Source organism: Enterobacter sp. CPE_E890 (assembly GCF_046521475.1).
GTDB classification, from domain to species: domain Bacteria; phylum Pseudomonadota; class Gammaproteobacteria; order Enterobacterales; family Enterobacteriaceae; genus Enterobacter; species Enterobacter adelaidei.
The window spans coordinates 545,675-564,773 of sequence record NZ_JBKFZW010000001.1 but is presented as its reverse complement, the minus strand read 5'-3'; the positions used below and the strand labels follow the sequence as shown (position 1 = coordinate 564,773).

Genomic DNA, 19,099 nt, shown 5'->3' with positions numbered 1-19,099 from the left:
CATGGAACGAAAACCCACTCTGGTTGTGGCGCTTGGCGGTAACGCGTTACTGAAACGCGGCGAACCGCTGGAAGCGGAGATCCAGCGCCAGAACATCGAGCAGGCCGCCCGCACCATCGCCGGGCTGACGGAGCAGTGGCGCGTGGTACTGGTTCACGGCAACGGCCCGCAGGTCGGGCTGCTGGCATTGCAGAACAGCGCCTACGACAAAGTCACGCCCTACCCGCTGGATGTTCTCGGCGCCGAAAGCCAGGGAATGATCGGCTACATGCTCCAGCAGGCGCTGAAAAACAATCTTCCCCAGCGCGAGGTGAGCGTGCTGCTCACCCAGGTAGAGGTGGATGCCGCCGACCCGGCGTTCCGCAACCCGACCAAGTATATCGGTCCGGTTTACAGCGAAGCCCAGGCGAAAACGCTGGCTGCGGAAAAAGGCTGGGTGTTTAAGGCCGACGGCAGCTACTTCCGCCGCGTCGTGCCCTCCCCACAACCCAAACGCATCGTCGAGAGCGACGCGATTACGGCGCTTATCCAGCGCGATCACCTGGTGATCTGCAACGGCGGCGGCGGGGTTCCGGTGGTGGAAAACGCCAACGGCTATCACGGCATTGAGGCGGTGATCGACAAAGACCTCTCTGCCGCGCTGCTGGCGCGCCAGATCGAAGCCGATGCCCTGCTGATCCTGACCGATGCCGACGCGGTGTATCTCGACTGGGGCAAACCGACCCAGCGTCCGCTGGCACAGGTAACACCGGAACTGCTCAGAGGCATGCAGTTCGACGCCGGATCGATGGGACCAAAAGTGGCCGCCTGCCGCGAGTTTGTTGAAACCTGCAACGGGATTGCCGGGATCGGCGCGCTGGCTGACGGCGCGGAGATCCTCGCGGGCGAGAAAGGCACGTTGATTCGCAACTAATTCAAATTTCAAAAAGGATTTACCCATGACCATCAACCTGAAAAACCGCAACTTCCTGAAACTGCTGGACTATACCCCGGCAGAAATCCAGTTCCTGATCGACCTTGCCATCGAACTCAAGGCCGCCAAAAAAGCCGGACGTGAAAAGCAAACCCTGGTCGGGAAAAACATCGCCCTGATCTTTGAAAAAACCTCCACCCGCACCCGCTGTGCCTTTGAAGTCGGCGCGTTTGACCAGGGCGCACAGGTCACTTATCTCGGCCCAAGCGGATCGCAGATCGGCCATAAAGAGTCGATGAAAGACACCGCCCGCGTGCTGGGCCGCATGTACGACGGCATTGAGTATCGCGGCTACGGCCAGGCGATTGTCGAGGAGCTGGGCGAGTACGCTGGCGTACCGGTGTGGAACGGTCTGACCGACGAGTTTCACCCGACCCAAATCCTCGCTGACCTGATGACCATGCTGGAGCATGCGCCAGGGAAAACCCTGCCGGAGCTGAGCTTTGCCTATCTGGGTGACGCGCGGAACAACATGGGCAACTCTCTGATGGTTGGCGCGGCCAAGATGGGGATGGATATCCGCCTCGTGGCACCGAAATCTTTCTGGCCGGAGGCGGGGCTGGTTGAGCAGTGCCGCGCCATCGCCAAAGAGACTGGCGCGCGCATCACCCTCACCGACGACGTGGAAGAAGGCGTTCAGGGGACCGATTTCCTCTACACCGACGTGTGGGTCTCCATGGGCGAGCCGAAAGAGGCATGGGCCGAGCGCGTCAGTCTGATGAAGCCTTACCAGATTAACGCTCAGGTGATGAAAGCCACTGGCAACCCGAACGTCAAGTTCATGCACTGCCTGCCGGCGTTCCACAACGAGCACACCAAAGTGGGCCGTGAAATTGAGATGGCTTACGGCCTGAAAGGGCTTGAGGTCACGGAAGAGGTCTTTGAATCACCGAACTCTATCGTCTTTGACGAAGCAGAAAACCGCATGCACACCATTAAAGCGGTCATGGTGGCGACACTCGGCGACTAATCACCGCCCGGCGCGCCACGGGGTGCGCCGGGTTCAGGAGAACATCATGGGCAAGTTCAAGTTTCCCTCCGCTTACACCATTCTCTTTTTTCTGATTGCCGTTGTGGCGGCGCTGAGCTGGGTTGTTCCGGCCGGTCAGTACCAGATGGCGATGAATGAAACCCTTGGCAAAGAAGTCCCGATTGCCGGAACGTACGCGCACGTGGCGGCGCACCCGCAGGGGCTGGTTTCCGTCCTGATGGCCCCCATCGCCGGGCTGTACGATCCCGTTTCCGGTCAGGCCGGGGCGATCGACGTGGCGCTGTTTATCCTGATCATCGGGGGATTTCTCGGGATCGTCACCAAAACCGGGGCGATTGACGCCGGGATCGAACGTGTGACGACCCGCCTGCGCGGACGCGAAGAGTGGATGATCCCGATCCTGATGGCGTTGTTTGCCGCAGGCGGCACGATCTACGGCATGGCCGAAGAGTCACTGCCTTTCTATACCTTGCTGGTGCCCGTCATGCTGGCCGCCCGTTTTGATCCGGTGGTTGCCGCCTCTACCGTGCTGCTCGGGGCGGGGATCGGCACGCTCGGTTCCACCATTAACCCGTTTGCCACGGTGATCGCCGCCAACGCCGCCGGGATCCCCTTCACCCACGGTATTGCCCTGCGCGTGGCGCTGCTGGTGATCGGCTGGATCATCTGCGTGGCATGGGTGATGCGCTACGCCCGTAAAGTTCGTCAGGATCCGTCTCTCTCTATCGTCGCAGACAAACAGGAAGAGAACCGCGCCCATTTCCTCGGCAACAAGGGTGAACAGTCGCTGGAATTTACCCCGGTGCGCAAAATCATTCTGGTGATCTTCGCCCTCGCCTTCGCGGTGATGATCTACGGCGTGGCGGTGCTGGGGTGGTGGATGGCAGAAATCTCGGCGGTGTTTCTCGCCAGCGCCATCATCGTGGGACTTATCGCCCGTATGAGTGAAGAGGAGCTTACCTCAACCTTTATCAACGGTGCGCGAGATTTGCTGGGTGTCGCGCTGATTATCGGCATTGCGCGCGGTATCGTAGTCATCATGGATAAGGGCATGATTACCCACACCATTTTGCACAGCGCGGAAGGTCTGGTCAGCGGGTTGTCCACGGTGGCGTTTATCAACGTGATGTACTGGCTGGAAGTTGTTCTGTCGTTTCTTGTGCCTTCTTCATCCGGCCTGGCCGTACTGACGATGCCGATCATGGCACCGCTAGCCGATTTCGCTAACGTCAACCGCGACCTGGTAGTTACGGCTTACCAGTCGGCCTCCGGCATCGTTAACCTGGTCACGCCAACCTCAGCGGTGGTGATGGGCGGGCTGGCTATCGCCCGTGTGCCTTACGTGCGCTACCTGAAATGGGTTGCGCCGCTGCTGGCGATCCTGACGGTGGTGATTATGGTGGCGCTAAGCCTGGGTGCCTTGTTGTGATTTGCCGGATGGCGCTGCGCTTATCCAGCTTACGGATCGGTGCAGTGCCACCGGTTATTTCAGGAACTAATATGGGAAACATGATGGATTACGAAGCGTACTCTCCCAAAGAACAACTGCAGCTAACGGTGTGCCAGCGTCTCATCGCCGAAAAGAGCTATCTTTCACAGGAAGAAATTCGCCGCGACCTGCAGGAGAGAGGGTTTGACAGCATCAGCCAGTCGACCGTTTCGCGTCTGCTGAAATTGCTCGGCGTCATAAAAATTCGAAATGCCAAAGGGCTAAAGATTTATTCGTTGAATCCCCAGCTGCGCCCTGCCCCCGATGCCGCGCGTACCGTTTCTGAAATGGTGGTGAGCGTGGAGCACAATAGCGAGTTTATCCTCATTCATACTGTCGCCGGATATGGCCGCGCGGTGGCGCGTATTCTGGATTACCACCAGTTACCGGAAATTTTAGGCGTGGTGGCTGGCAGCAGTATCGTCTGGGTCGCTCCCCGGGTGGTGAAGCGTACCGCGCTGGTGCATAAGCAAATTAATTATTTACTCAGAACGAATTAATATTCACAAAGAACCGTTTGCATTGAGTAAAGCGTGCATTAAATCGCTTGATCCGAAAATCGGGGTGCGTATAATGCCCGACAATTTGCCGGGAGGAAGCATGGTCAAGCGTGTACGACATAACGTCTTACCGCGTCTGAAATCAGACGCTGGCCTGCCGTTTTTCTTCCCGTTGCTAAACCTATTCCCAGAGCCCCTCATTTGAGGGGCTTTTTTTTTGCCCGGCGTCAGGAGATAAACATGAATCCGCTTTATCAAAAACACATCATTTCCATAAACGACCTCAGCCGCGAAGAGCTGGAACTGGTTCTGGAAACCGCGGCAAAACTGAAAGCTAATCCGCAACCGGAGCTGCTGAAGCACAAGGTGATTGCGAGCTGCTTCTTCGAAGCCTCTACCCGTACGCGCCTCTCCTTTGAAACGTCCATGCACCGCCTGGGCGCGAGCGTGGTCGGCTTCTCTGACAGCAGCAACACGTCGCTGGGTAAAAAAGGCGAAACGCTGGCGGATACCATTTCAGTTATCAGTACTTACGTAGACGCGATTGTCATGCGCCATCCGCAAGAAGGGGCGGCGCGTCTGGCGACCGAGTTTTCCGGTGGCATTCCGGTGCTGAACGCCGGTGACGGTGCCAACCAGCACCCGACGCAGACCCTGCTGGATCTGTTCACCATTCAGGAAACCCAGGGCACGCTTGAAAACCTGAACATCGCGATGGTCGGCGACCTGAAATATGGCCGTACCGTCCACTCGCTGACCCAAGCGCTGGCGAAATTTAACGGCAACCGTTTCTTCTTCATCGCCCCGGACGCCCTGGCGATGCCGCAGTACATTCTCGACATGCTGGACGAGAAAGGCATTCAGTGGAGCCTGCATGCGAGCATCGAAGAGGTGATGAGCCACGTGGATATTCTGTATATGACCCGCGTGCAGAAAGAGCGTCTGGACCCGTCCGAATACGCCAACGTGAAGGCGCAGTTCGTGCTGCGCGCCAGCGACCTTGAGGGCGCACGCGACAACATGAAGGTGCTGCACCCGCTGCCGCGTATTGATGAAATCACCACCGACGTGGATAAAACGCCGCACGCCTGGTATTTCCAGCAGGCCGGGAACGGCATTTTCGCTCGCCAGGCGTTACTGGCACTGGTTCTGAATCGCGAATTGGCTCTGTAAGGGGAAACGACAATGACACACGATAACAAACTCCAGGTTGAAGCCATCAAGCGTGGCACCGTGATTGACCACATCCCTGCACAGGTAGGCTTTAAGCTGCTGACGCTGTTCAAACTGACCGAAACCGACCAGCGCATCACCATCGGCCTGAACCTGCCGTCGGGCGAAATGGGTCGTAAGGATCTGATCAAGATCGAGAACACTTTCCTGACCGATGAGCAGGTGAACCAACTGTCCCTGTACGCGCCGGACGCCACCGTCAACCGCATCGACGAATATGAAGTGGTCGGCAAATCCCGTCCGAGCCTGCCGGAGCGCATAGAAAGCGTGCTGGTCTGTCCGAACAGCAACTGCATCAGTCATGCTGAGCCGGTTTCTTCCAGTTTTGCAGTGAAAAAACGCGCTGATGACATCGCACTCAAATGCAAATACTGCGAAAAAGAGTTTTCTCATTATGTGGTGCTGGCCAACTAATTGAGGTTGGTAAAGGATCCCGGCCTCCCTATAATGGCCGGGAACATTTAATCAGCTGTTATTCTGGAGAAATCATGACCAAAGTACTCGCGACGGAAAATGCACCAGCGGCTATCGGCCCATACGTTCAGGGCGTTGATCTGGGTAGCATGATTATTACCTCTGGCCAGATCCCGGTGAACCCGAAAACCGGCGCTGTGCCGGAAGACGTGGCGGCACAGGCGCGTCAGTCGCTGGAGAACGTGCAGGCAATTGTGGAATCTGCCGGTCTGAAAGTTGGCGACATCGTGAAAACCACCGTTTTCGTGAAAGATCTTAACGATTTCGCGACCGTTAACGCCACTTACGAAGCCTTCTTCACCGAGCACAACGCGACATTCCCGGCGCGCTCCTGCGTGGAAGTTGCACGTCTGCCAAAAGACGTGAAAATCGAAATTGAAGCGATTGCCGTTCGTCGCTAATTCGCTTTTGCGATAAAAAAGGCAGCCTGGCTGCCTTTTTTGTTGCCCGCTATTGATTGCGCGTCGCGCGCAGCAGCGTCTCCAGCGGATAAACCGCCGCAATCACCACTTCATCCTGAACTTTCGCCGCGTTATCCAGCTCGCGTTGAATCGACGCAATCTCTTTATCATCCAGCGTCCCCTGACGGGCCACCAGATCCGTCAACCTGAGGCCAATGGAGGCAAGCTTGTCCACCTCCTGGATAACCGGTTTTATCGCCTTCAACTGGTAGCTATTTTCGCTTAACGCCAGCGCATCGCTGGTGTTGCTCTGCCAGCGGTTGAAGACGTGACGCAGCGCGTCAGCACTTTCCGTGTCTTCGGCATCGCTGACCAGACGGTCAGCCCATTTGTTCATCTGGCGCACGGTGGCACTTTCGGCGTTCAGCGCATCGGCGAACCGGTTAAGCGGCTCAAATTGATGATAGTTTCCGGCCTGGAACTTCAGATGCTGACGCGTGTAATACTGTGCCGGCTCTACCGCCTGGGCGAGGATTTGCAGCGGCAAGGTGTCGGCATTGTTCGCCAGCCGCGTGAACTGCACCTGCTGCTGGGTATGCTGCTGCAACCCGACCGATACCGTCGACCAGCTGTCCATTGCCTGCAGACGGGTATACATGTTGTCGACATCGTTGACGTCCTGCGCGGACCACAGCCGCTCCGCCACTGCAAAAGTACGCGGCCACAGGCGGATATCCAGCACCGGCGCCACCACGTTTTCCGCCCACAGCGCGGCTTCACCGCCGAGCAGGTTGGCCTGATTCGCTACGTCCGGCACGACAGGTGGAATGCCTTTCGGCACGTCGTCCAGACGCGTGCCGCTAATCGGGTAGCGCGTATTCCCCACGAGGAAATAGCCGCTCAGCTTATCGTTTTCAACGGAGACAACCGGCCGCGTTTCGCCCATCCAGGTATCGACGGTGAACGTCACCTGGCTGTCATCACGCCATTCAATATCCTGCACCGCGCGGCGGGATTTCCCGGCGAAATCAATAAACCCGCGCCAGCCAGATTCCCCTTTCACCAGGGTGAAACTCCCTTCTACCGGTTTACCTTTCAGACGCGGCATGGAGAAGGCCCAGCTCTGGACGCTGTCGGTGTCGGCAATCACATCCACACCGTTTAATCCCTGTGGGACGATTTCATTGCGATAGTGATAGGCCGTGGACTGAGGCTGGTCGAGATAGAAGCCCGTCGAGAGAATACCTTTGTAGCCGCTTTGTGCCACCTGCCCCAGCGCGTCCTGCCCCTGCCAGGACTGGATCAGAATGCTTTTTGGCAGATCCGGGTGGTAGATCTCGTCCCAGCCGACCATCTGGCGGTGATGCTTTTCAAGGATCGTTTCCAGCTTGCGGTTGAAATACGCCTGCAATGCGTGGCTGTCCGCCAGTTTGTGATCGCGCATAAACTGTTGAATGGTCGGGTTCGCTTTCCACTGGCTGTCATCCACCTCATCACCACCGATATGCAGATACGGATCGGGGAAGATCGCTGCCAGTTCGCTGACCATCGCATCAGCAAAGGCATAGGTTGCGTCTTTAGTGGGATCCAGTACCGGCTTGAGCACGCCCCAGTTACGCTCCATTTTGTATGGCCCCGGCGCACTCATCAGTTCCGGGTAAGCCACGGCAATGGCCGACGCGTGGCCCGGCATGTCGATCTCTGGCACCACGCGAATACCGCGCTCGGTCGCATAGCGAACGACCTCACGCATCTGCTCAGGCGTGTAAAACAGCCCGTCGCTGGCAAGTTGAGTGAGCTTTGGATAGCGCGTCGAGCTGAAGCGCCAGCCCTGATCGTCGGTCAGATGCCAGTGCAATACGTTAAGTTTTGCGGCAGCCATACCGTCGATCTGGCGCTTGATATCCGCCAGCGGAATAAAGTGACGCGCCGAATCAAGCAGCAGCCCGCGCCACGGGAAGCGTGGCGAATCTTCAATGGCAACCCACGGCAGCGAGGTGTTTTCCGCGCCGTTCTGCATCAACTGGAGCAGGGTTTCCATGGCGCGCAATGCGCCGAAACGGGTGTTGGCGGAGATATCGACACCGCTGGCATCCACCGTCAGCTTATAGCTTTCATCGCTATCCGGCAGCGGCTGGGGCTTGACCTTTCTGGCGATGGCAATGCGGATGGTCGGTTTTTCCGGCTTTTCAGCCTGCGGCTGGAGCGTCCAGCCCGTTTGCAGAGCGATGCGCTGGCGAAGGCGGTTGACGGCGTCACCGAGATCGTCCCCGCTGACGCTAATGGAAACGTTGTTGCTGAGCACCAGCGTGCCCTGGGTTGTCGGGCGTTCGACCTTGGCAGGCCAGGGCATCAGGGGGAGATCGCCTGCCGGGGCGGCAAACGCAGAGAAGCCGAGCATCAGCCCGGCGGTTAAGAGACTGTACCGTAACATGAATGTTCCTTATCTGACGGGCCAAATAAAGGCAAAACATTCTGTTAACATGCGCTCAATTTGTCGTCAAGCGAATGCGCCGACGGAGATCACAGGTTGTTGAATTTGAGAGGAAAGCCAGCTGCCGGGTGGCGGCTTCGCCTTACCCGGCCTACGTTCGGATCGTAGGCCCGGTAAGCGCAGCGCCACCGGGCTTGCCGTTACTGCCATCCATACCGACGGCTGTAGAATCCTTTCACCATCTGCGTCAGTACCATGTAACCCGCAAGGATCGCCACCAGCCATGGGAAGTAGCTCAGCGGCAGCGCCTGCAGCTGCAGGTAGCTCGCCAGCGGCGAGAACGGCAGCGCGATCCCAAGCGCCATCACAATCCCCGTCATCACAATCAGCGGCCACGCGGCACGGCTCTGGATGAACGGAATGCGGCGGGTGCGGATCATATGCACAATCAGCGTCTGCGACAGCAGCCCCACCACAAACCAGCCAGACTGGAACAGCGTCTGGTGTTCCGGCGTGTTGGCATGGAACACAAACCACATCAGGCAGAAGGTCAGGATGTCAAAGATGGAGCTGATCGGGCCAAAGAACAGCATAAAGCGCCCCAGATCGGCCGGGTTCCAGCGCTGTGGCTTCTGGATCTGTTCATCGTCCACGTTATCAAACGGGATCGCCACCTGAGACACATCGTACATCAGGTTCTGGATCAGCAGATGCAGCGGCAACATTGGCAGGAACGGCAAAAATGCACTCGCCACCAGAACGCTGAAGACGTTACCGAAGTTGGAGCTGGCGGTCATTTTGATGTACTTGAGCATATTTGCAAAAGTACGACGCCCTTCGATAACCCCTTCCTCCAGCACCATCAGGCTCTTTTCCAGCAGAATGATGTCGGCCGCTTCACGGGCAATATCCACCGCACCATCCACGGAGATGCCAATATCCGCTGCTCGCAGGGCGGGTGCATCGTTGATGCCATCGCCCATAAAGCCTACCACGTGACCTTCACGACGCAGCAGGGTGACAATACGTTCTTTGTGCATCGGCGTCAGGCGGGCAAACAGCGTGGTGTGCTGCGCCAGTTTTGCCAGTTCGTCGTCGGAGAGATGCTCAATATCGCTCCCCACCACCACATCACCCGCGTCCAGCCCCACTTCGTGGCACACTTTCGCCGCCACCAGTTCGCTGTCCCCGGTGAGGATTTTCACGGTAATCCCGCTCGCCTTCAGCGCTTTCAGCGCCGGTGCGGTGGTTTCTTTCGGCGGATCGAGGAAGGCGATGTAGCCCTCGAGGATCAGATCGGATTCGTCAATACGCTGATAATCCCCCTCGCGGGCTGGCAGGAACTTGCTCGCTACCGCCACCACGCGCAGCCCCTGGCGGTTCAGGTTGTCGGTGACGCGCTTGATGCGGCGCAGCATGGTGTCGTCCAGCGGCACGATGTCACCGTTATAGCGCACCTGCGTTGACACATTCAGGATCTCCTGCAGCGCACCTTTGCAGATCAGCTGATGGACATCCGCCTGCTCGCTCACCACCACCGACATACGGCGGCGCTCGAAGTCGAACGGGATCTCATCCACCTTCTGCCAGCGGCCAGAGAGGGTGCGGGCAGACTCTTCATCCACCCCTTCCAGCACCGCAACGTCGAGCAGGTTTTTCAGCCCGGTCTGGTAGTGGCTGTTCAGCCACGCGCTGTGCAGGACACGCTCGCTGGTTTTACCGGAGATATCGGTGTGGTTCTCCAGCACGATTTTGTCCTGCGTCAGGGTGCCGGTTTTATCGGTGCAGAGAATGTCCATCGCGCCAAAGTTTTGAATGGCGTCGAGGTGTTTAACGATCACTTTCTGTTTAGAGAGCTTCACCGCCCCACGCGCCAGAGTAGAGGTGACGATCATCGGCAGCATTTCCGGCGTTAAGCCGACGGCCACGGAAAGCGCAAACAGCGCCGCTTCCCACCAGTCGCCTTTGGTGTAGCCGTTGATCAGCAGTACGATCGGCGTCATCACCATCATAAAGCGGATCAGCAGCATGCTGACGCGGCCAATCCCTTTCTGGAAGGCATTGGGTTCACTCTCCTGCTCACTGACGCGCCCGGCAAGCTGACCAAACCAGGTGTTGCCCCCGGTAGCGGTGACAATCGCCTGCGCGGTGCCGCTCACCACCGTGGTGCCCATAAAGCACAGGGTATCGCACTCGAGCGGGTTCATCTGCTGCGGGTCGCGGCTGCGCGCCACCTTTTCCACAGGCAGGGATTCCCCGGTCAGGGAGGCCTGCGCGACGAACAGATCGCGTGCCTGGATGATGCGTAAATCCGCCGGGATCATATCCCCTGCGGCAAGCTTCACCAGATCGCCCGGCACCAGCTGGTCGATGGGCAGTTCCACCCAGGCATTTTCGCCGAGATCGTTAATCACGCGCGAGACTGTCGCGGTGTTACTGACCATCGCCTTCAGGGCATCCGCCGCTTTGGTGGACCGGGCTTCCTGAATAAAGTTCAGCAACGTGGAGATCCCCACCATCAGGGCAATCACGCCTGCGGCAAACAGATCTTCCGTGGCATAAGAGATGATGCCGAGCACGGTCAGCAGGAGGTTGAAAGGGTTGCGGTAGCAGAGCCACAGATGCACCCACCACGGAGACGGTTTTTGCGCCGGGATCTGGTTATCGCCATGCACGGCGCGGATTTTTTCCACTTCGGCCGCATTCAGCCCTTCCGGGTGTCCGCCAAAGGCGCGCCAGACTTCGTTTTCATCCATTGCTGCCACATTCAGGCAGCGCTCGGTCAGAGAAGCGGGGATCGCCGCGCCAGCCATGTTTTTGGCATTGGGCAGCGGGTCGCGCTGAACCAGGCGATGTGGCAGGTGGCGGCTTAACAGGGCCTGTAGTTGCCGGGTAAAATTTTTCAACATAGTCATTCCTCCACATCCGCAAACGCGGACGCAGCATTTCCTTCAGGCGTGGCAAGGCCGTACCTGAGAGGCACTCAATTTTTCAAGCAGGAACGTTTATGACGTTGCTGCCTCACGCCGGTGAGACAGCAAAAGGCTGGCTTACCGGAAAGAACGTCTTCTCCCGTTCAGGAGAGGTGTGGGATCGGGATCCATGAAGCCTCCGGTAAGTAAAAAACAGGGTGTCGCCGCGCAGTATAAGGATTTAAGCGTACCCTTTGTGATGATTCGGGCGGTATTATACCCCCCTGCAAATAAACCGAACGTAAACCAGACTTTGCCCATAGCGAAATTGTGCTCAGTCATTAGGCTCAATTAACCACTTTGTTGTTGTTACAGGGAATACAGTATGCAGAACCGCCTTACGATTAAAGACATCGCACGTTTAAGCGGCGTGGGGAAATCCACCGTGTCGCGCGTGCTGAACAACGAAAGTGGCGTCAGCGAGCGTACTCGCGAGCGCGTTGAGGCGGTGATGAATCAGCACGGTTTTTCCCCTTCCCGCTCTGCGCGTGCCATGCGGGGACAGAGTGACAAGGTGGTGGCCATCATTGTTTCGCGTCTGGATTCGCTGTCGGAAAACCTCGCCGTTCAGACCATGCTGCCCGCTTTCTATGAACAAGGCTACGATCCGATCATGATGGAGAGCCAGTTCTCTCCCCAACTGGTTGAAGAGCATCTGGGGATGCTTCAGCGACGCAACATTGACGGCGTGGTGCTGTTTGGTTTTACCGGCATTCAGGAAGAGATACTGAAACCCTGGCAGCCTTCGCTGGTGCTGTTGGCGCGCGATGCCAACGGTTTTGCCTCCGTTTGTTATGACGACGAAGGCGCGATTATCACCCTGATGCAGCGACTATTCGATAAAGGTCATCGCCACATTAGTTTCCTCGGCGTGCCGCACGCGGACGTCACTACCGGCAAGCGTCGCCACGAAGCCTACCTGGCATTTTGCAAAAAGCACAACCTCTCTGCCGTGGCCTCCCTGCCGGGGCTGGGGATGAAGCAGGGCTACGAGCAGGTCGCCAGCGTCCTGACGCCGCAGACCACCGCACTGGTGTGTGCCACGGATACCCTGGCGCTGGGTGCGAGCAAATATTTGCAGGAACAGGGCATCGACGACCTGCAGGTCGCGAGCGTCGGCAGCACGCCGCTGATGAAGTTCCTGCACCCGGAAATTATTACAGTCGACCCGGGCTACGCCGAGTCCGGCAGACAGGCCGCCACACAGCTGATCGAGCAGATCAACGGGCGAACTGAGCCGCGCCAGATCGTTATTCCTGCCCACCTCTCTTAACCCCCGCTCAACGGTTTATTGTGATCTTCGCCCGATTTCGGGAACGTTCCCATTTTCGCCGTTACGATGAAGGAGTAGGCTTGCGCTCAGGTCATTACACCCCTAACCATCTGTCATGAGGTTTCATGATGAGTAAAGTCAAACAAGCAGATATCGATCGGCTGATCGTCCTGGTCGGCGGGAGCGAAAACATCGCAACCGTCAGCCATTGCATTACCCGCCTGCGTTTCGTGCTGAACGATCCGGCCAAAGCCAACCCGAAAGCCATTGAAGAACTCTCAATGGTTAAAGGCTGCTTCACCAACGCCGGTCAGTTCCAGGTCGTTATAGGTACCGAAGTGGGCGATTACTATCAGGCTCTGCTGGCGACTACCGGGCACTCTTCTGCCGATAAAGAGCAGGCAAAGAAAGCCGCGCGCCAGAACATGAAGTGGCACGAGCAGCTGATTTCCCACTTCGCAGAAATCTTCTTCCCGCTGCTGCCAGCGCTGATCAGCGGGGGCTTAATTTTAGGCTTCCGTAACGTCATCGGTGATGTGCCGATGAGCGACGGCAAAACCCTGGCGCAGATGTACCCGGCGCTGAAAACCGTTTACGACTTCCTGTGGCTGATTGGCGAAGCGATCTTCTTCTACCTGCCGGTCGGGATCTGCTGGTCCGCAGTGCGCAAAATGGGCGGCACGCCGATTCTCGGTATCGTGCTGGGCGTCACGCTGGTCTCTCCACAGTTAATGAACGCTTACTTACTTGGTCAGCAGGTGCCGGAAGTGTGGAACTTTGGTCTGTTTACCATCGCTAAAGTGGGCTATCAGGCGCAGGTCATTCCGGCGTTGCTGGCAGGTCTGGCGCTGGGATTCATTGAGACTCGCTTAAAACGCATCGTCCCGGATTACCTTTATCTGGTGGTGGTTCCGGTTTGCTCACTGATTATTGCCGTATTCCTGGCGCATGCCTTTATCGGTCCGTTTGGCCGCATGATCGGCGACGGCGTGGCCTTCGCGGTTCGTCACCTGATGACCGGCAGCTTCGCGCCGATTGGTGCCGCGCTGTTTGGCTTCCTGTACGCCCCGCTGGTGATCACCGGCGTGCACCAGACCACCCTGGCCATTGATATGCAGATGATTCAGAGCCTTGGCGGTACGCCGGTCTGGCCGATTATCGCCCTGTCTAACATCGCACAGGCGTCTGCGGTAACCGGCATTATTCTGGTCAGCCGTAAACATAACGAGCGTGAAATCTCCGTTCCGGCTGCCATCTCCGCCTACCTCGGCGTGACCGAGCCAGCGATGTACGGTATCAACCTGAAATACCGTTTCCCGATGCTCTGCGCGATGATCGGTTCCGGTCTGGCAGGGCTGGTGTGCGGTCTGAACGGCGTAATGGCGAACGGTATCGGTGTTGGCGGTCTGCCGGGCATTCTCTCCATCCAGCCCGCTTTCTGGCAGGTGTTTGCCCTGGCGATGGCCATCGCGATTATCGTCCCAATGGCGCTCACCACCGTGGTTTACCAGCGTAAGTTCCGTCAGGGCTCGCTGCAGATTGTTTAACTTTATCTTTCGGGGCGCAGTTGCGCCCCTTCGCATTTGCAGGAACGCATTATGAATACCCTTCCTCACTGGTGGCAGAACGGCGTCATCTATCAGATCTATCCAAAGAGTTTCCAGGACACCACTGGCAGCGGCACCGGTGATTTACGCGGCGTGACGCAGCGTCTGGACTACCTGAAAACCCTCGGTATCGACGCCATCTGGCTGACACCGTTTTATATCTCCCCGCAGGTGGATAACGGCTACGACGTGGCGAATTACACCGCCATCGATCCCGCCTACGGCACTCTGGATGATTTTGATGAACTGGTCGCCAGGGCGCATGAGCGCGGCATTCGCATCGTGCTGGATATGGTGTTTAACCATACATCAACGCAGCATGCCTGGTTCCGCGAATCACTGAATAAAGAGAGTCCGTACCGCCAGTTTTATATCTGGCGCGACGGCACGCCGGAGCAGCTTCCCAACAACTGGCGCTCCAAGTTTGGCGGCAACGCCTGGCGCTGGCACGCCGAGAGCGAACAGTACTACCTGCACCTCTTTGCTCCGGAGCAGGCGGATCTCAACTGGGAAAACCCTGAAGTGCGCGCCGAGCTGAAAAAGGTGTGCGAATTCTGGGCCGATCGCGGCGTGGACGGCTTACGTCTCGACGTGATTAACCTGATCTCAAAAGATCAGGATTTCCCGAATGACGAGACGGGTGATGGCCGCCGTTTCTACACAGACGGGCCGCGCATTCATGAATATCTGCGGGAGATGAGCCGCGACGTCTTTACGCCGCGCAACCTGATGACGGTGGGCGAGATGTCCTCGACCTCGCTGGAAAACTGCCAGCAGTACGCCTCTCTTGATGGCAGTGAATTGTCGATGACCTTTAACTTCCACCACCTGAAGGTGGATTATCCCGGCGGCGAAAAGTGGACGAAGGCGAAACCGGACTTCGTGGCGCTAAAAACCCTCTTCCGCCACTGGCAGCAGGGCATGCACAACAAAGCCTGGAACGCGCTGTTCTGGTGTAACCACGACCAGCCGCGCATCGTGTCGCGCTTTGGTGACGAAGGCGAATACCGCGTTCAGGCTGCGAAGATGCTCGGCATGGTGCTGCACGGCATGCAAGGTACGCCGTATATCTATCAGGGTGAAGAACTTGGCATGACCAACCCGCACTTCAGCCGCATCACCGATTACCGTGACGTGGAAAGCCTGAACATGTTCGCCGAACTGCGGGCCAGCGAGCGCGATCCGGACGAATTACTGGCGATTCTGGCGAGTAAATCCCGCGATAACGGCCGCACGCCAATGCAGTGGGACGCTTCGCACAATGCGGGCTTCACCGAAGGTGAGCCGTGGATTGGCGTTTGCGACAACTACGAGACGGTAAACGCCCGCGCCGCGCTGGACGACCCGGATTCGGTGTTTTACACCTATCAGTCGTTGATTAGCCTGCGTAAAACCCTGCCGGTACTGACGTGGGGGGATTATGAGGATCTCCTGCCAGAACATCCTTCTCTGTGGTGCTACCGTCGTCAGTGGCAGGGAAAGACGCTGATTGTGGTGGCGAACCTCAGCGGCGAGAGCCAGACATGGCAGAATGACGCCCTCAGTGGCGAATGGCAGCCAGTAATGAGCAACTATGCCGCGCCACAAACCACCAGCCTACGTCCGTTTGAAGCCGTCTGGTGGCTGCAACCGTAATGCGACGCCGGGCACAATACCGTGCCCGGCTTATTTTACTGTTTTTGTTGAATAATTAATCAGATTTTTCCTGCCCGTATTTACAATCGCTGAAGCGCCCGTCGTTTGTACTCTCGTCTTTTTACTTTGTTCTGAATCAAATAAAACGCAAACATGTTTGATGCAAATCACTATATGTAGCACTTAAAATGCACGCCGACCCAACATCTTGTATTTATCGTCTACTATTCCAACAACAAGACGGCGACTCAGCTCTCCGGAATTGTGGATAACAAATGTCGGGAACGAGGGAAGTCACTCACCTGGCTGACAATACAGCCTCTGAATACTTCTCCACCTCTGTGGATAACCTGTTTTTAAAATGGAGTGATCATGACACCGCATGTGATGAAACGTGATGGCTGTAAAGTGCCGTTTAAATCAGAGCGCATCCAGGAAGCCATTCTGCGTGCAGCTAAAGCAGCGGGAGTCGATGACGCAGATTACTGCGCCACCGTCGCAGAAGTCGTTAGCAGCCAGATGAATGAACGCAACCAGGTGGATATCAACGAGATCCAGACCGCGGTTGAGAACCAGCTGATGGCGGGCCCCTACAAGCAGTTAGCCCGTGCCTACATTGAATACCGTCACGATCGTGACGTTGAGCGTGAGAAGCGCGGCCGTCTGAACCAGGAGATCCGTGGCCTGGTAGAGCAGACCAACTCCGCCCTACTGAATGAAAACGCCAACAAAGACAGTAAAGTGATCCCGACCCAGCGCGACCTGCTGGCCGGTATCGTCGCTAAACACTATGCCCGCCAGCACCTGCTGCCGCGCGACGTGGTGTCGGCGCACGAGCGCGGTGAGATCCACTATCACGATCTCGACTACTCGCCATTCTTCCCGATGTTCAACTGCATGCTGATCGACCTGAAAGGCATGCTGACCCACGGTTTTAAAATGGGTAACGCCGAGATTGAACCACCTAAGTCCATCTCCACGGCCACCGCCGTCACCGCGCAGATTATCGCTCAGGTTGCCAGCCACATTTATGGCGGCACCACCATTAACCGCATTGATGAAGTGCTGGCTCCGTTCGTGACGGCAAGCTTCAACAAGCACCGTAAAACGGCAGAAGAGTGGCAGATCCCGGACGCGGACGGCTACGCCCATTCCCGCACCGAGAAAGAGTGCTACGACGCCTTCCAGTCGCTGGAATATGAGGTGAACACGCTGCACACCGCCAACGGCCAGACGCCGTTTGTGACCTTCGGTTTTGGCCTGGGCACCAGCTGGGAATCGCGCCTGATTCAGCAGTCGATCCTGCGCAACCGTATTTCCGGCCTCGGCAAAAACCGCAAAACCGCCGTGTTCCCGAAACTGGTGTTCGCCATCCGCGACGGCCTGAACCATAAGTTTGGCGATCCGAACTACGACATCAAACAGCTGGCGCTGGAGTGCGCGAGCAAACGTATGTATCCGGACATCCTGAACTACGATCAGGTCGTTAAAGTCACCGGTTCGTTTAAAACGCCTATGGGCTGCCGCAGCTTCCTCGGCGTCTACGAAGATGAAAACGGCGAGCAGATCCACGACGGGCGCAACAACCTCGGCGTCATCAGCCTGAACCTGCCGCGCATCGCGCTGGAAGCCAAAGGCAATGAGGCCGAGTTCTGGAAATTGCTGGACGAGCGCCTGCAGCTGGCGCGCAAAGCGTTGATGACCCGTATTGCGCGTCTGGAAGGAGTCAAAGCCCGCGTGGCGCCAATCCTCTACATGGAAGGGGCCTGTGGCGTGCGTCTGAAAGCGGACGATGACGTGTCTGAGATCTTCAAAAATGGTCGTGCGTCGATTTCGCTGGGCTATATCGGCATTCACGAGACCATCAACGCATTGGCTGGCGGCACGCATATGTATGACAGCGAAGCCCTGCGTGAGAAAGGCATCGCCATCGTTCAGCGCCTGCGCGACGCCGTTGATCAGTGGAAAGAGGAAACCGGCTACGGCTTCAGCCTGTACAGTACGCCGAGCGAAAACCTCTGCGACCGTTTCTGCCGTCTGGACACCGCCGAGTTCGGGATTGTGGAAGGGGTTACCGACAAAGGTTACTACACCAACAGCTTCCACCTCGACGTGGAGAAGAAGGTGAACCCGTACGACAAGATCGACTTTGAAGCGGCGTACCCGCCGATCGCCAGCGGCGGCTTCATCTGCTATGGCGAGTACCCAAACATTCAGCATAACCTGAAAGCGCTGGAAGACGTGTGGGATTACAGCTATCAGCACGTGCCGTATTACGGGACCAACACGCCAATCGACGAGTGTTACGAGTGCGGATTTACCGGTGAGTTTGAGTGCACCAGCAAAGGTTTCACCTGCCCGAAATGCGGCAACCACGATGCGGCTCGCGTCTCTGTGACCCGCCGCGTGTGCGGCTATCTCGGCAGCCCGGATGCGCGTCCGTTCAACGCCGGCAAGCAGGAAGAGGTGAAGCGCCGCGTGAAGCATTTGGGGAATGGGCAGATCGGGTAAGTTCTTCGCCGGGTTTTCCCCCTCACCCTACCCCTCTCCCTCAAGGGAGAGGGAACCGATCGAGCACATTGCAAGCCTGACGCCGGTTTTCTCCCTCTCCCTGTGGGAGAGGGCCGGGGTGAGGGCATCAGGTTAACGCTATGAATTATCATCAATATTATCCCGTCGACATCGTCAACGGTCCCGGCACCCGCTGCACCCTGTTCGTCTCAGGCTGCGTCCACGAATGCCCCGGCTGCTACAACAAAAGCACCTGGCGTTTAAATTCCGGTATGCCGTTCACCGCAGAGATGGAAGACCGGATCATTAACGATCTCAACGACACTCGCATCAACCGCCAAGGGATTTCACTTTCCGGTGGCGACCCGCTCCACCCGCAAAACGTGCCGGAAATCCTGAAGCTGGTTAAACGCATTCGCCGCGAATGTACGGGAAAAGATATCTGGGTCTGGACAGGCTACAAGCTGGATGAGCTGAACGCGCAGCAAATGGAAGTGGTGGATCTGATTAACGTGCTGGTCGACGGCAAATTCGTGCAGGATTTAAAAGACCCGGCGCTGATCTGGCGCGGCAGCAGCAATCAGGTTGTGCATCATCTGCAGTGAT

The 19,099-nt window shown here is 57.3% G+C and carries 15 protein-coding genes and 1 pseudogene; 13 read left to right on the top strand and 3 right to left on the bottom strand.

From position 1 onward, the window contains the following. Position 1 precedes the first annotated feature (1 nt). The 4 genes from arcC (at position 2) to ACLHV9_RS02700 (ending at position 3,953) form a co-directional block, all read left to right on the top strand. Positions 2–913: a carbamate kinase gene (gene arcC, locus ACLHV9_RS02715; RefSeq protein ID WP_128348270.1), complete on the top strand. Its 912-nt coding sequence runs from the start codon at positions 2–4 to the stop codon at positions 911–913. A 25-nt stretch (positions 914–938) separates the two neighbouring features. Then, positions 939–1,943 (top strand): ornithine carbamoyltransferase, encoded by a 1,005-nt coding sequence (gene argF, locus ACLHV9_RS02710; RefSeq protein WP_028016505.1) that lies wholly within the window; start codon positions 939–941, stop codon positions 1,941–1,943. Positions 1,944–1,989: 46 nt separating this feature from the next. Next, complete coding sequence (locus tag ACLHV9_RS02705; RefSeq protein WP_129324112.1) at positions 1,990–3,393, top strand: YfcC family protein; 1,404 nt, start codon at positions 1,990–1,992, stop codon at positions 3,391–3,393. A gap of 80 nt (positions 3,394–3,473) precedes the next feature. After that, positions 3,474–3,953 (top strand): arginine repressor, encoded by a 480-nt coding sequence (locus ACLHV9_RS02700; protein ID WP_028016503.1) that lies wholly within the window; start codon positions 3,474–3,476, stop codon positions 3,951–3,953. Between the two features lie 3 nt (positions 3,954–3,956). Here the strand turns inward: ACLHV9_RS02700 and ACLHV9_RS02695 are convergent. Beyond that, positions 3,957–4,074: pseudogene (locus tag ACLHV9_RS02695) on the bottom strand (hypothetical protein). Here ACLHV9_RS02695 and ACLHV9_RS02690 point away from each other — a divergent pair. The 4 genes from ACLHV9_RS02690 to ridA all read left to right on the top strand — a co-directional run bounded on the left by ACLHV9_RS02690 (position 4,054) and on the right by ridA (position 6,061). After that, the gene (locus tag ACLHV9_RS02690) at positions 4,054–4,158 is read left to right on the top strand and encodes a pyrBI operon leader peptide (protein ID WP_022646880.1); all 105 of its coding nucleotides are present in this window, start codon (positions 4,054–4,056) and stop codon (positions 4,156–4,158) included. The pseudogene ACLHV9_RS02695 and the gene ACLHV9_RS02690 sit on opposite strands and share 21 nt — an antisense overlap. Before the next feature lie 35 nt (positions 4,159–4,193). Next, the gene (pyrB, locus tag ACLHV9_RS02685) at positions 4,194–5,126 is read left to right on the top strand and encodes an aspartate carbamoyltransferase (RefSeq protein WP_025759900.1); all 933 of its coding nucleotides are present in this window, start codon (positions 4,194–4,196) and stop codon (positions 5,124–5,126) included. A 12-nt stretch (positions 5,127–5,138) separates the two neighbouring features. Beyond that, complete coding sequence (gene pyrI, locus ACLHV9_RS02680; protein ID WP_028016502.1) at positions 5,139–5,600, top strand: aspartate carbamoyltransferase regulatory subunit; 462 nt, start codon at positions 5,139–5,141, stop codon at positions 5,598–5,600. 74 nt (positions 5,601–5,674) lie between these two features. Next, positions 5,675–6,061, top strand: a complete 387-nt coding sequence (gene ridA, locus ACLHV9_RS02675; protein WP_014068687.1) for a 2-iminobutanoate/2-iminopropanoate deaminase — start codon at positions 5,675–5,677, stop codon at positions 6,059–6,061. Between the two features lie 49 nt (positions 6,062–6,110). On the opposite strand, the gene ACLHV9_RS02670 is transcribed toward ridA, so the two are convergent. Beyond that, positions 6,111–8,495, bottom strand: coding sequence for a beta-N-acetylhexosaminidase (locus ACLHV9_RS02670; RefSeq protein WP_108089472.1), 2,385 nt, complete (start codon positions 8,493–8,495; stop codon positions 6,111–6,113). 200 nt (positions 8,496–8,695) lie between these two features. Then, the gene (gene mgtA, locus ACLHV9_RS02665; protein WP_108089471.1) at positions 8,696–11,404 is read right to left on the bottom strand and encodes a magnesium-translocating P-type ATPase; all 2,709 of its coding nucleotides are present in this window, start codon (positions 11,402–11,404) and stop codon (positions 8,696–8,698) included. 388 nt (positions 11,405–11,792) lie between these two features. On the opposite strand from mgtA, the gene treR reads away from it, so the two are divergent. The 5 genes from treR (at position 11,793) to nrdG (ending at position 19,098) form a co-directional block, all read left to right on the top strand. Next, a complete protein-coding gene (gene treR, locus ACLHV9_RS02660; protein WP_028016499.1) occupies positions 11,793–12,740 on the top strand; it encodes a trehalose operon repressor TreR in 948 nt (315 codons plus the stop codon). A 128-nt stretch (positions 12,741–12,868) separates the two neighbouring features. After that, entirely contained in the window at positions 12,869–14,287 is a 1,419-nt protein-coding gene (gene treB / locus ACLHV9_RS02655) for a PTS trehalose transporter subunit IIBC (protein WP_108089470.1), read from the top strand. Positions 14,288–14,338: 51 nt separating this feature from the next. Further along, positions 14,339–15,982: an alpha,alpha-phosphotrehalase gene (treC, locus tag ACLHV9_RS02650; protein ID WP_208594684.1), complete on the top strand. Its 1,644-nt coding sequence runs from the start codon at positions 14,339–14,341 to the stop codon at positions 15,980–15,982. A gap of 372 nt (positions 15,983–16,354) precedes the next feature. Beyond that, positions 16,355–18,493, top strand: a complete 2,139-nt coding sequence (gene nrdD / locus ACLHV9_RS02645) for an anaerobic ribonucleoside-triphosphate reductase (protein WP_028016496.1) — start codon at positions 16,355–16,357, stop codon at positions 18,491–18,493. Positions 18,494–18,633: 140 nt separating this feature from the next. Then, positions 18,634–19,098, top strand: a complete 465-nt coding sequence (nrdG, locus tag ACLHV9_RS02640) for an anaerobic ribonucleoside-triphosphate reductase-activating protein (protein WP_108089468.1) — start codon at positions 18,634–18,636, stop codon at positions 19,096–19,098. Position 19,099 lies beyond the last annotated feature (1 nt).